This is a genomic window from Methanogenium cariaci JCM 10550 (assembly GCF_001315945.1).
In the GTDB taxonomy this organism is placed as follows: domain Archaea; phylum Halobacteriota; class Methanomicrobia; order Methanomicrobiales; family Methanomicrobiaceae; genus Methanogenium; species Methanogenium cariaci.
This window is the reverse complement of record NZ_BBBG01000005.1, coordinates 44,221-56,495: the sequence shown is the minus strand read 5'-3', so window position 1 is coordinate 56,495 and position 12,275 is coordinate 44,221. Positions and strand designations below refer to the sequence as shown.

The window sequence follows — 12,275 nt, the reverse complement described above, 5'->3', positions numbered from 1 at the left end:
TTCAGACCTCAAGGTTTTTTATTACACAGCCAAGTCGTTCCCCCCCGCCTTCCATCATATAGATATAGAGGCGATAGGGACCGGGTTGCAGGTCTGTGTCAAATGTGATCTCATTTGTTCCTGCATCAAGATGCACGGAACGGACGATTTTATCCACCTCCACCTGTTTGAAGTCAGAGAGATCAAAGACCGTTACCTGCATCACGGCATCCCTCGCGTCCCCCCCTTTATTATCCACACCGACATGCACGCCATCCCCATCATACGATACCATAGCGATCGAATATGAGAGGCACCCGGCAGAGACGGCGATCACAGCCAGAAGAATGAGAAGGCCGGTTACAACACCAATCCTGGACATACCTGATGTAAGTAAAACCCGGAACGCATTATACTATTTGCTTTGGCCCGGGGGCACCCGTTCAGAAGTACATATCCAGAAATTTGTGCAGCGCTTCCGTCGTATTGCTCCCGGTAACCGCGGAAATCTCCGGGGAAAAGACAGACTTCGTCACCATATGATAGCGTTCGGGGCGTGAATCAGGATGGTCGCATTTGTTCAGAAAAACAGCGTAGGGATACCCCGAGGTGCTGAGGGCGTGGCAAGTTTCCTCCGTCAGCCCATCCAGTTCATGCGTGGTATCGGCCACGACAATGGCCCCGTCCATACCCCGGGTGAGAATGCCACGGACAAACTCAAACCGTTCCTGTCCCGGTGTACCAAAGAGGTATATTTTCCGGTTATTGATCACGGTCCGGCCAAAATCAAGTCCGACGGTTGTCGGGGGGGTGTCACCGTTATGTGCTTCGACATGGTGGGATTCCGGATCAATTGCCTGAATGAATGATGATTTTCCGGCATTATACGCACCGAAGATCACAATCTTAAGTCTGGAACGGTCCATTAATATTATCTGTTTAATTTACGGGTCATATAAGATTTTCAGTAAAACAGGGGTTGATTATCGATTACAACCCGCAGACACATGAAATCTCCAAAGAATCTGTCTGATGTCTTCATGTGTCAGACACTGAAGGATTTTATCCTGTGCACTTCAAAAAGAGTACCTATAGTCTCAACAGACTCAGACACCATCTGTCCCCCCCATATCAACAGGGACGGGAAGAGAGCTTCTTGTTCTTAATACAACGAAGACGACGGCAGTAATCATACAGCTACATTCCGGCCAACACTCCCTGGCATGGGCAGTTTGCCATCAACAGGATTATCACCGATATCCCGAGAAAAACGGTGTAGGCAGGGTTTTCATCGCACCCGGAGAGAGATCATCCCGGAAGATAGGAATGCATGAACAGACAAATTACAGGATTAGTTGATATCACCATGGACACCAGAGAATTCCAGTCGGTTCTGCGCACGATAGAATCAAAAATGGGCATACAGTGTGCAAACTACAAAGCAGACTATCTCCAGCGGAGAATACAGTCCAGAATGCGGATGAACAAAATTGATTCCTATGCGGAGTATAATTCCCTCGTCATCTCAAGCACGAAAGAACAGGAAGCACTCCGGAATGCCCTCACCATCAATGTGACGAAATTCTGGCGGGACCGGGAGGTATTTGACCTGATAAAAAGTGACGTGCTCCCCCCCGAAATCCGACGCAGGAAACAAAAAATCCGAATATGGAGTGCCGGATGTGCCACCGGTGAAGAGCCATATACCCTGGCCCTGATGTGCCATGAGGCCAGAGTGCTGTTCCCGGATGTGCAGGTGACAATATTTGCATCAGACATCGACAGAGAAGCCCTGAAAAAGGCAGAGACGGGTATTTATCACAGAAAAGCACTGGAAAACCTCTCTGAGTCCCAGATTCGCAGACATTTTGACAAACAGCAGGACGGATCGTACCAGGTAAAACAGCATCTCAGGGATCTCGTGAAGTTCTCGCGCCATGACCTGATGAGCGGGCGGGCGGTGACCCAGTATCTGGATGTCATCCTCTGCAGAAATGTGACCATCTACTTCACCGAAAAACAGAAGGATGAACTCGCACGAATGTTTGCACCGGCCCTCACCGAAGGTGGATACTATGTCATGGGCAAGACAGAGTATATGGGCAGAGACGTGGAGCAACTCTACGACCCGTATAATCCGATTCAGAAGATATACCAGAAGAAGAAGGTCGCCTGAACACCGTCATTATACCAAAAGGTCTTCAGCGCTTTCTGGTATCACCCAAATTTTTCCTATCGATATGAGAAATTTTATCCATCATTTCCTTCTTTTTCGAGGCCTCTTTCACCTGACTGAGCATAAAAATAAGATTTATTCCAATCACCACTATGAGCATCGTGAGCCCAACTCCCACCAGGATGCCTTCTGATGTCAGAAACATAGAGACCAGCAGCACCACAAATGAGATCAGGTAAAAGAGTATCCAGGTGCGTGATTCCTGCAGGTCCATAGATACTCAAAAATTGCAGCCCGATATTATTTATGTGTGCGTATGTGTGTGAAAACTCTTTCATACACCTGAAGGCCGAGAATAACAATTATCAGAAAGGCTGTGCAAGATAATGATGTGAAACGGGCGGATATTCTCACCTTTGCTGGTGCAATCATCATTGTAGTCATCATCGCGGTGGCCTCACAGGGACTCGACAGCATTTCCACGTTTTTCCAGCCTGCCCCCCCATCATATGAAAAACCTGCAGACGGACTTCAGACAAAACCAGAGATATGGAATATTCCCAAAAATACTGACCTGAACACCGTCTATGTGAGTGGGCAGGGGGGGGTATCCGGTCACCAATTTTCCGGATGATATGACGCATTTTGGTGCATCGGACCCTGAGTATACGGAAATCTGGATGCCGGGAGAGATTGTAGAGTTTGCAACATATACGGGTCCGGGCAATGGATTTTCAAAGATGTTTCAGATTCCGTTTGGATTCTGGCGGATAAATGTCAGCATGACCGCGGTCACCAAACCGGAAAGCTCCCAGCTGACCTGGGTGCTTGTGGACGGCGAGACCGGTGACATTCTCACCGGCAACCAGCAGCGGTATGGAGAACCGGTGAAAAAGACCATCCAGAGATCCGGTGAAAAGTTTTACTTTATCGTGAGTGCACAGGACGTCAACCAGTATACCTTCAGCCTGGAAACAACAAAAGCGCAGTATGGTGATGCCCTGATACAGCCGGCAGTCAGGAGGCTCACCGGATTTCTCAACGCGGCATAAAAAAGGATGATCAGGATTCAAGGGCCAGTTCAACAGACCGTTCCAGTGAAGTTATGTGCTCGGCAAATATGGCATTCAGGGCCTTTGCCTCAGTAATATCCGACCGCATATCCATTGGGACCAGAGTCATATTGATTCCATCCATGTGGGTATCGGAGACCGATAACCGGGTGCGGGCGAGTTCGAGATTTTCCTGAGCGGCATGCATCTCAAGAGACCAGTCGGCATACTGGTAGATTGCTGCTGCGTCGCCCGCATTCAGGATGTGCACCTGGGCCGTTGCCACTTCACGGGCAGCAGAGACATAGACCGTTTTTCCGAGGATCAGTTCACGCAGTGCATAGGGAGCACTGGGTTTAGCAGATTCAGGTTTCGGCTGAATGGTGTTCACAATCTCATATGCCTCGTTTAAGTCCGCCTCTGCCTCCTGAAGTCTCGCATCAATCAGTTCAGGCGGATCACTCTCCCAGTCTATTCCACTGATTTTCGTCCCTGCCTGTTCATACAGATCGAACGACGAGGAGTAGGCCTCCTCCTCATTCACACATCCACAGATACAGATACCTGCAAAAAGAAATACGAGAGCACCGGATAAGATCCAGGATCTGTTCATCGGTGTATAATACCCCTGTGGAGTTCTTTGTTCAGACAGGAAGATACCAGGGAATGGTCTCCTCCGGGTAATGGTATCATATATTATACCTTCTCGATACTGATCCGGATTTTGTCACCGGCCTTTAATCCATGTCCATTGGGCACATCGATGTTATACCAGAGGCCAAGTGGGTTGCCCTCGGTGACAGAGACATCGTCAGACTGGGTGCCTGGTTCATGAGACAGTCTTTTTTTTCATCAATATTTGCGATGAATTCAATATCAGATACAAATTCCACGATTTTATTAGCCATGTAAAAGAAATTTCCCGTAATCATGTTAATGCTTTGGTTTAATGACCGGGATCCGGGAGAAAACATACCGGACATACGGGGGGGCGGATCCATTCCAGCACAGGACTGGAATCAGAATATTACGAAAAAATCAAGCAGAACGTGGGAGAACATGCCATGTGGTGCTGTTCGAATAACTCCAGCGGGAGATATCCAGTTCGTCACATATTTCCGAGAGAATTGCCAGATTTGTACCAACTTCTTTCGATGACAGACCCAGATCTTTTGCAATGTACTTGGATTTAAAGTAATGTTTTCCCGTTTCGAGCCCCAGCACCAGGTACGACAGAATGCGGTCCTGTGTTGCCGAATACCGGTCAGAAATACGGTGTTTACGGTTCATTGTTACACTCCGGAAGTAATTTCCATTTAGAGATTACTATACGATAAAGGTTTCTGGAAAATGTGCCCGTTTTTTATCAATTCAGACACAATACACGATTTATTCAGATTCTATCTGTGCCAATTAATCTGAATGCATTACCCGATCTGATCTACAGACGAGTCAAAAATCAAAGGGTGATTTTCTCAAATAACCTGTCAGGTATTATTCGACAGGATATTCTTCAATCTTCGCAATGAGGCTTTCAATTACCGTTTTCCGCATACCTTCCACAAATTTTATGCTTCCAACGACAAGGTGGCCTCCGCCGTTCACTCCGCCGCCAATGACCTCTTCTCTGAGTTCACGTACCATCTTCGGGATGTTCATCAGAACACCACGCGACCGGATGACCACAAAGTCAGGCCCGATACCCAGCGTCACTACCGGTGCACCGGCATTGCGTCTGCAGAGGATGTCATGCACCTCGCCGGAGGTCTTGCCGGGTGGGGGGGGAAGGTGAACCGGTGGGCATATATTTCCACATCCAGCATGAAGAGTTTCGCCGTGTTTCCAAGGTCTTTCTCGACGACATGCGGCATTGACGCACTCAGCTGTTCTTTGATGGCAAGATTTGCTTCCTGTACGAGAAGGGCAACGAGGCGTTCATGGCGGTCGTGTTCTCCATTAACGTCAAGAATGTCTTTTACAATTTCCCGTCCGTCGTTAAACCGGAGCCAGAACTGTTCATAATCAAGGGCAAGAGCGACATCCTTGCAGTGTTCCTCCGTCCATTCGTCGCTGATAAGGTCCAGATACTGCTGGCGTTCCGGTGCTTCACTCCGGTCACCCACTGCCGCAACTGCCGGGAAGTGGCGGACCTCACTCTCTACACCGGGGGGGAAGATCATGCGAGCCAGTTCGGCGCCGAGCATCCCCTGCGGTCACCCCAAAGTCTCCGCCGACGTGGTATGGGTTCACATGTGCATCGAGATAGGCATCGGTGCTCTCATCGGGGTGGTGGTGGTCAACGACCACAATCGGGATATTGTATATCTTTGCCATCCGGTATGACGGCTCGTCCTCTTCGGTGGAGCCATTGTCCATCATGACAATGAGCGGCAGTTTCTGGCCAAACCGGACAAAGTCCTTCAGGGCAAAGTCAAGGTCACGGGTGATATCCTCAATCTCATAGAATGGCGCCTTTGACGGAGCCCGCTTGAACATATGGCCCTCGGTGTCAAGGTCTCCGCCATTCTCACGAATCAGGTGGGTGACCGCACGTTCAACCGCCACTGCGGCGGTAATGCCATCCGCATCCGCATGGTGACGCAGCACGATCGGCTGGGCGGTGAAGATCGCTTTCCGAATGATCTTTGCTACCTTCTGCATCTCCGGTTTGAGACGATCCAGCACCTCACTTTCCACCATGAACGGGATATCTTCCGGTTCTGCGCGCTGATCCAGTGCCTCTGCAATACGCAGATTCACACTCTCCTGTTCCTCACCGGAGAGAACCCGCATGTTTGAAACCTCAATCTGAAGGCGGTTGTTCCTGAGCATTACCTCACCCGAAACGGATACCATGTCCCCCCCCAGTTCGACCTCCGGGTAGGCACGTACCCCCCCTGCCTCAATGAAGCTGCGGCATCCTCCGCCGAGGTCTCATCAATAACGGTGAATATCGTAGGCCCCGAGGTCTGTTTTATCTGTGCAACTTCTGCTTCAATAGTGACATGCCTGCCAACTTTGTCCGGAAGGTCACCCAGCCTGATGGTCGAGAGTTTCTTTGCCACCGTCTCCGTCCGGTAGCGGGTCGGGACGATTTCCTCAAGATCGATGTTGCCGTTTTTGCGCACTTCCCGTACACGAACAAACAGGGTTTCCCCCCCTTCCTGATGGTGGGTCTTTACATTCGATTTGTGTATCAGACCTTTGATCCGGTCATTGAGATACACAAAGGTACCAAAGTCGGCAAATCCCTGTACACGCACGACATACACTTTGCCTTCTTCCACATCACCCAGATCACATGCAGGGGGGGCGAGGCGGTAAACAGTCATTTCTCCATTACTCATGTTATTTCACACTCATCGAATTCATTTTACTATCAATATATCACGTTATGATCAATATAATCACGTTACTATCAGGAGATCAGGTTCCGCGGGAGAGATCATACAGACGGCATTCTCCGTCCCGCCGCCCTTTGGCGATGATAATATCTCCGGAACGTAATATTTCATCCTTTCTCGGACGATATTTCCATTTATTCTTGTGTCTGACCGCAAGGACAACCATACCGGCCACCGTTGTCAGTGAAGCTTCTTTCAGGCTTTTCCCGGAAAGTTCTGAGCCTTCCTGCACTTCAATCCGAGAAATAATTTCATCGGACTCCCGTACAATCTTCTTAAAAACCGGCGGGATCTCGATGTCCCGTAAAATGACATCAATAATAGAACCTGCGGCATTGGTAATACTATCCGCAAATGATGACATGTAGAGTAACCCACGCAGGTACTCCACATTAGAGATGCGTTTTGCAGCTTCAAGAATCCAGAGGTCCAGTTTATACCGCATGTCATCCATCCGGGTGCCAAGGGATACCACTTCATCTGCGACCTCTCTGTTGTTAAAGAGCAATGATGTATACGCAAGGCCGACGGCAAGCTCAGAGGTATCCTTCATCTTGACGATCAGACGGACCGCCCGGTCGAGGTCGGTCACCACACTCCCTTCCGGAGACTCATCGGTTACCGGAACCTCTCTCCCGCAGAGTTCATACAACGGGATAATTCCACTCTCCGGGCCTTTTGCAATGAGGATATCTCCGTCAAGAATTCGGGTTTCACGCTCGGGATCGTAAATCCACGAGACACCACGCCGGATGGCAATGACACGCATCCCGGTGCTGCTCTGGAGTTTCTGTTGACCCAGAGTCACCCCCCCGTCAATGATGCTCTCTTTGTCAACAACCACCCGTTCCGTAACCTCTTCGGCATCCGGCATCGCGAGACGGAGTTTTGCAGGAAACTTTACATCTTTCAGGATAATGGTTGCAATCTCAGACGCAGAATTGGAAATTTTTTCCGCCGCTTCACTGACCTGCAACATCCCGCTCATTGACTCGGCTTCCTCAACCCTCCGCGCCCCGAGGATACTCTGTATCCGGGCCTGGTAAACCAGTTGGTTCATCCGTTCTTCAAGGGTAATAACTTCCTGGGCAATTTCACGGCTTTCAAAAAGAATCGCAGAATAAGCAAGATCAACCATCAGTTCTGAGATGTCCTTCATTTCAATCAGTACATCTTTAAAACTGACCGGCTGGTACTCTAAATCACTCATGGGCGTATAGTCCTTTCATGATACACTTTGTCGTATCTGATATTATGGTATATCCTTATATGAGTATATTAATAACGGCCACAAGGATACCCGCACCAACCAGATCTATTGTACTTGTGATCACCGGTATACCAAAATTGTCCGGGTCAAGCCCGTAGCGGAAGGATAACCCCGCGGTTGCATAAGCGATGATGTTTACAATCGTAATGACGATCATCCCGGATATGGTACAGATACCGATGAGCTCAAAAAGGCCGGGGGGGGAGGTAATGCCCATCAGCCCTGACGCCCCTTGGGCAATCAGGCCAATAAGGGGGGGAATACAAACAGTGCATAGATATATGATCCCCCAAACTGTTCCAGCACCGGTCGTTCCGGATATGCCTTCACATCAATTTCACCCATATGCATGCCCGTTGCAAGCCGGGAACAGAGAATCCCCGCAATCGACCCGCACAGTCCGGTAAATGGAGGGATGATAATCAGAAACACGGCAAACTCGATGAGCTGTTCCAGATCAAGGGTGTAGGTCAGCCCGGCAAGCGTTCCGACAACGGACAAAATCAACAGCAGCGGCAGAATTTCGCGGTTTATCTCGAAGACCGGTTCATTGAGATAGACAGAATAGATGAGACAGGCAGCACTCAGAATGAGCACGATACCAAAGAGGATATGGAGCACCAAGGGTGCCAGCGTAACAAAGAAGAGGGTTGTCACAACAAGCACCGGCAGGGTGACAATGTCTCCTGCCGTTGTAACGGAGGGTGCTGCGATCATATCCAGATCCAGGCCGAAGCGGTAACTGATCAGCACCACAATGAGCGTGATACCCATGACAATGAGTCCGGAAACAATGCCTGACACAACGGAAATGACCACATAATCGATAACACCCAGACCCTCAATACCAAAGACCGCGCAGATGCCGGAGACGATGAGGCCCAGCCAGAACCCGATGATTACCGTTGACAAAAAAGAGGCACGGAGATTGGATCCCAGCACAGACTCACGGGAAAACTCTACTTCAAATGCCCCCCCAAATGCATCGATGAGGAGAGGCGGGATGCCAGCACGCCGGATATACTCCCCCGCATATTAATGGACGGGGGGGTACCATGACCATCAGTCCCGGCAGGAGAGAGAGCACATCACGTGCTGAACCGAGATAGATGCCGGCGGCACTTGCGGCGAATGCACAGATCAGGAGAGCAACAAACCCGGTCAGAAACAGACGGGTTCGGGTGGAGATCGGTAGCTCCAGTTTCATCACCTTCCCCTGTCATTTTTATTCAGCTCCGGTAGGGAATCTCGATGATATCGAGATCATCAGGTGCGAACACCTGTCCTGAATAGTGTTTCCCTGCATCCTGTATATGCGTTATTGTATTAGTATATCGGGAACTGGTATGGACAAGAGCAAGGCGGGCGGCATCGATCTGGGCTGCAACCATCCCCGCCTCCGCTGCAGTGGAGTGATAGACCTCCGGCGCACGCTCCGCCTCACTCTCATCAAAGGTGGCATCATGAATCAGGAGATTGGCATCCATTCCCCATCCCAGCCAAGAGCGCACATTCGGGCGGGTGTCACCGGTGTAGACAACTTTCCGGCCGGGCCGTGAGGGGGGGCCGACCACCTGGTCTGCGGCCACCACCATCTCTTTACCGTCGATTTCGACCGTGACTGCCTCTCCCCGCTGGAGTTTTCCAAAGAGACGCCCCCTCCGGCACACCCAGCCGGATTGCTTCCTCGCGATTAAACCGGCCGGGGGGGCGTGCATCCTCTTCAAGGATATATCCCAGCCCCGGAATGCCGTGCTGAGCAGAGAACGCACGAACCTGATATCCGTGAAACGGCACCACATCACCATGGTTCAGAGCCCGGCCCTCCAGCCTGAATCCCGGCGGCTTCTTTGCGAGTGCGAGAATGCCTTCTACAAACTCGTCCACCCAGCGGGGGGGCCCGTATATGGTAAGTGGCTCTGTTCTGCCCATAAACGAGAGCGTATGAATCAGGCCGGGGGACTCCGAGATAATGATCTGCATGCCAATGGGAGATAAAGAGGGCATCGACCGTAAAACCAGTTTTTGCCCGCATCATCTGCTGCTGGGCTCCCTCACCACAGTCAAAGAGCAGGGAATCCGCACCCCCCCGCCGGATCATGATGCATGCCGGATTCCGGTTCGGCGTCGGGAGAGCGCCTGCCGTTCCGAGGAAATACACCTGAAGCGTCTCTCCGGCTATCGGAAACACCTCCGGAAAACGTCTCTGCTTATGGCGGCCTCGTCCAGATTGCGTCCTTCCACGACACAGATGCCGTGGTATGCGGCACAGATACGGGCACCGGCAGCATCCCAGTCAATGCTGCCTGCCCCCCCAGGGCGAGGTGTTCATCCGAACGGCCGCGATTGTCATGAATATGCATATGGGTCGCGGTTCCGATACAGTCCAGGTAGGACTTAACCTGACCGGTGGTGTTCGCATGCCCCCCCAGGTCCACGGTGGCATGAATGCCGTCCACTCCTTCAATCATGCCATAGTGTTCATCCGCTTCCATACAGAGGAAATCAGGAATCTTTGGCATATTCTCCAGACAGACACGCACCCCCCCGGTATCAATACCCGTCGCTCCAATTTCCCGGAGCGCCTCCTTGTGTAGGTTCCAGACCTTCTGCGGCACCAGGCGCCCGTGGGGGGGCGAGACATAGCCGGGGGGGTGAATCGTCACCACATCGGTGATATCCGCAGCCTTTGTCACACAGAGCTGCATCTGACGGATAGACTCCCGGTAGATGGGATCGTTCAGGGAGCCGATATTGAGATCGGTAAACGGTGCATGGACGCTGATGGCAAGGTGTGTGGTCTCCATGATCTCTTTGATTTTTGCAAACGCCTCCGGGTTGTCCAGCCGGTAATTGCCATCGGCTGAAATCTCCCAGCCATCATATCCGCACTCTTCGATGCCGTATACCCACTCCGGCGATGACCACACCTTGGAAGAAGAGGCAAAATAGAGCGGAAGTTTCATGCACTGCCCTCCAGACACTCGCGGAGCAATGCCCGTACTGCTGTCTCGTATGCCTCCAGACTCCCGTCATTGGTGACCGTCACGTCTGCCATCGCAAGCGCCGCATCCAGTCCCCAGCCGCGTTCCCTCTCGTCACGGGCCATCAGCTCTGCGGCTGAGCTGACGTCGTCCTCTCTGCCACGGCAGAATATCCGTTCCAGCCGCACCGCATCGGGACATGCCACACCTACGAGGTAAAAATCAGGAAAATGACTTCGGAAGAGCACCACTTCCGCTTCACTGCGAATGCCGTCAATGATGACGACCTCGGTTCCGCAGGCCTCCACGCGCGGAACAGTGAGCTGTGCAATCGCATCACGTCCCAGCTTTTCACGCAGTTGTGCGGATGCTTCCCCCCCCATCGAGAGATCGGACAGGGTCTGCCCTGATGTCCGCACATATTCACGAATGGAATCTCCCATCACCACAACCGGGATATCAAGAACTCCTGCAATACGCGAAAACTCACCTTTGCCACTTCCGGGAAGGCCGACAACTCCAATAACTCTCATATCTGTCTCTTATCCTTATTTCAGTAATTACGCCGGGCCTGCAGAATGTCGGTTAAGACAATAGAGTCAGCGATGATGATTTGACCGTTTTTATAGGTGACTTCTCCGTCATCACGCGTGCGAATCCGGACCGGACGCTGTATCTTGTCTGCAAGTCCCTTCAGTTCATTAAATGACAGGGGGGGGTGAGGCCACCGGAAACGCCCTGATTTAAGACAAAGTCAATATCCGCCGGAACCTCACGGGATATATATGCCACATCATCCTCGCGGCCCGGAAAGAGCGTGACCACCACCTGAAACTCCGGGAGAGCCCCCCCGGTCAGGTATGCCTCCCGGCAGAGGGAAAGGGAACGCTGCACCTTTGCCGTCACCTCAGGTTTCACCTTCAGCAGTTTGGGATAATGCTCCCACCGTGTTTTGATATCCAGATGGACCAGGTCGATGAGAGAATGTTCGATGAGCGCCTCGAGGGTTTCCGGAAACACCCCATTCGTCTGGACACCGACCTTTACATCCATCGCACGACAGCCTTCGGCAAGCGCTATCAGGGCATCTTTCTGCATTGTCGGTTCACCGCCGGAGAAGATCACTCCTGATATGAGCATCTGGGATGAGTGAATCATGTCAAGAATCTCCTCAACGCTGCGGGAGTCTGACCCTCCCTGAAGTGCGGTGTTATGGCAGTAATGACAGTGAACCGGACATCCACGCAGAAAAACCGTGCATACCGATCGCCCTCTCCAGTCAACAGTACTTATCGGGACAAATCCTCCATAATTTACGTTCAACAGACCACCAAGTAGCATATATGTACGGGCGGAAGTCATTTGAAGGTTTCAATTCTCTCAATGTAGATACTCACCTGCCGGAAGTAC

General features: G+C 51.3%; 13 protein-coding genes and 5 pseudogenes. 3 read left to right on the top strand and 15 right to left on the bottom strand.

All coding sequences use genetic code 11. From position 1 onward, the window contains the following. Window position 1: 1 nt before the first annotated feature. Both JCM10550_RS06100 and JCM10550_RS06095 read right to left on the bottom strand, forming a co-directional pair. Window positions 2–361, bottom strand: a complete 360-nt coding sequence (locus JCM10550_RS06100; RefSeq protein WP_062397739.1) for a hypothetical protein — start codon at window positions 359–361, stop codon at window positions 2–4. Window positions 362–422: 61 nt separating this feature from the next. After that, complete coding sequence (locus tag JCM10550_RS06095) at window positions 423–905, bottom strand: ATP/GTP-binding protein (RefSeq protein WP_062397736.1); 483 nt, start codon at window positions 903–905, stop codon at window positions 423–425. Between the two features lie 404 nt (window positions 906–1,309). On the opposite strand from JCM10550_RS06095, the gene JCM10550_RS06090 reads away from it, so the two are divergent. After that, entirely contained in the window at window positions 1,310–2,155 is an 846-nt protein-coding gene (locus tag JCM10550_RS06090) for a protein-glutamate O-methyltransferase CheR (RefSeq protein WP_245618803.1), read from the top strand. 25 nt (window positions 2,156–2,180) lie between these two features. Here JCM10550_RS06090 and JCM10550_RS06085 read toward each other — a convergent pair whose 3' ends face one another. After that, the gene (locus JCM10550_RS06085) at window positions 2,181–2,378 is read right to left on the bottom strand and encodes a hypothetical protein (RefSeq protein ID WP_245618802.1); all 198 of its coding nucleotides are present in this window, start codon (window positions 2,376–2,378) and stop codon (window positions 2,181–2,183) included. A 168-nt stretch (window positions 2,379–2,546) separates the two neighbouring features. Between JCM10550_RS06085 and JCM10550_RS06080 the strand changes: the two genes are divergently transcribed. Beyond that, entirely contained in the window at window positions 2,547–2,789 is a 243-nt protein-coding gene (locus JCM10550_RS06080) for a hypothetical protein (protein ID WP_157199980.1), read from the top strand. A 1-nt stretch (window position 2,790) separates the two neighbouring features. After that, window positions 2,791–3,207, top strand: a complete 417-nt coding sequence (locus JCM10550_RS06075; RefSeq protein WP_062397729.1) for a hypothetical protein — start codon at window positions 2,791–2,793, stop codon at window positions 3,205–3,207. A gap of 10 nt (window positions 3,208–3,217) precedes the next feature. On the opposite strand, the gene JCM10550_RS06070 is transcribed toward JCM10550_RS06075, so the two are convergent. The 12 genes and pseudogenes from JCM10550_RS06070 to JCM10550_RS06025 all read right to left on the bottom strand — a co-directional run bounded on the left by JCM10550_RS06070 (window position 3,218) and on the right by JCM10550_RS06025 (window position 12,188). Then, window positions 3,218–3,751 carry a hypothetical protein gene (locus tag JCM10550_RS06070; RefSeq protein WP_218185143.1) on the bottom strand — a complete coding sequence of 178 codons (534 nt, stop codon included), beginning with the start codon at window positions 3,749–3,751 and terminating at the stop codon, window positions 3,218–3,220. Window positions 3,752–3,903: 152 nt separating this feature from the next. Next, window positions 3,904–4,115: pseudogene (locus tag JCM10550_RS22260) on the bottom strand (hypothetical protein). Window positions 4,116–4,245: 130 nt separating this feature from the next. Next, the gene (locus tag JCM10550_RS06060) at window positions 4,246–4,497 is read right to left on the bottom strand and encodes a hypothetical protein (RefSeq protein ID WP_062397723.1); all 252 of its coding nucleotides are present in this window, start codon (window positions 4,495–4,497) and stop codon (window positions 4,246–4,248) included. A 204-nt stretch (window positions 4,498–4,701) separates the two neighbouring features. Beyond that, window positions 4,702–6,554, bottom strand: a pseudogene (locus JCM10550_RS06055) (DHH family phosphoesterase). Window positions 6,555–6,633: 79 nt separating this feature from the next. Further along, the gene (locus JCM10550_RS06050) at window positions 6,634–7,821 is read right to left on the bottom strand and encodes a potassium channel family protein (RefSeq protein ID WP_062397721.1); all 1,188 of its coding nucleotides are present in this window, start codon (window positions 7,819–7,821) and stop codon (window positions 6,634–6,636) included. Window positions 7,822–7,876: 55 nt separating this feature from the next. Next, window positions 7,877–8,098, bottom strand: a complete 222-nt coding sequence (locus JCM10550_RS22255; protein WP_245618801.1) for a magnesium transporter — start codon at window positions 8,096–8,098, stop codon at window positions 7,877–7,879. Window positions 8,099–8,121: 23 nt separating this feature from the next. Further along, window positions 8,122–8,823, bottom strand: a complete 702-nt coding sequence (locus tag JCM10550_RS22250) for a magnesium transporter (protein ID WP_245618800.1) — start codon at window positions 8,821–8,823, stop codon at window positions 8,122–8,124. 22 nt (window positions 8,824–8,845) lie between these two features. Next, on the bottom strand, window positions 8,846–9,088 hold the full coding sequence (locus JCM10550_RS22245; protein ID WP_245618799.1) for a hypothetical protein: 243 nt from the start codon (window positions 9,086–9,088) through the stop codon (window positions 8,846–8,848). A 22-nt stretch (window positions 9,089–9,110) separates the two neighbouring features. After that, a pseudogene (locus JCM10550_RS06040) lies at window positions 9,111–10,063 on the bottom strand (ribonuclease Z). Further along, window positions 10,060–10,847 (bottom strand): annotated as a pseudogene (locus JCM10550_RS06035) (sugar phosphate isomerase/epimerase). The pseudogenes JCM10550_RS06040 and JCM10550_RS06035 overlap by 4 nt, the downstream one beginning before the upstream one ends. Then, entirely contained in the window at window positions 10,844–11,398 is a 555-nt protein-coding gene (locus JCM10550_RS06030) for an AAA family ATPase (RefSeq protein WP_062397719.1), read from the bottom strand. The pseudogene JCM10550_RS06035 and the gene JCM10550_RS06030 overlap by 4 nt, the downstream one beginning before the upstream one ends. Before the next feature lie 20 nt (window positions 11,399–11,418). Continuing rightward, window positions 11,419–12,188, bottom strand: a pseudogene (locus JCM10550_RS06025) (anaerobic ribonucleoside-triphosphate reductase activating protein). Window positions 12,189–12,275: the final 87 nt, after the last annotated feature.

Coding starts and splice junctions, on each gene's coding strand:
- JCM10550_RS06100 (WP_062397739.1), bottom strand. CDS start 361: ATGTCCAGGATTGGTGTTGTAACCGGCCTTCTCATTCTTCTGGCTGTG.
- JCM10550_RS06095 (WP_062397736.1), bottom strand. CDS start 905: ATGGACCGTTCCAGACTTAAGATTGTGATCTTCGGTGCGTATAATGCC.
- JCM10550_RS06090 (WP_245618803.1), top strand. CDS start 1,310: ATGAACAGACAAATTACAGGATTAGTTGATATCACCATGGACACCAGA.
- JCM10550_RS06075 (WP_062397729.1), top strand. CDS start 2,791: ATGACGCATTTTGGTGCATCGGACCCTGAGTATACGGAAATCTGGATG.
- JCM10550_RS06060 (WP_062397723.1), bottom strand. CDS start 4,497: ATGAACCGTAAACACCGTATTTCTGACCGGTATTCGGCAACACAGGAC.
- JCM10550_RS06050 (WP_062397721.1), bottom strand. CDS start 7,821: ATGAGTGATTTAGAGTACCAGCCGGTCAGTTTTAAAGATGTACTGATT.
- JCM10550_RS22255 (WP_245618801.1), bottom strand. CDS start 8,098: ATGGGCATTACCTCCCCCCCCGGCCTTTTTGAGCTCATCGGTATCTGT.
- JCM10550_RS22245 (WP_245618799.1), bottom strand. CDS start 9,088: ATGAAACTGGAGCTACCGATCTCCACCCGAACCCGTCTGTTTCTGACC.
- JCM10550_RS06030 (WP_062397719.1), bottom strand. CDS start 11,398: ATGAGAGTTATTGGAGTTGTCGGCCTTCCCGGAAGTGGCAAAGGTGAG.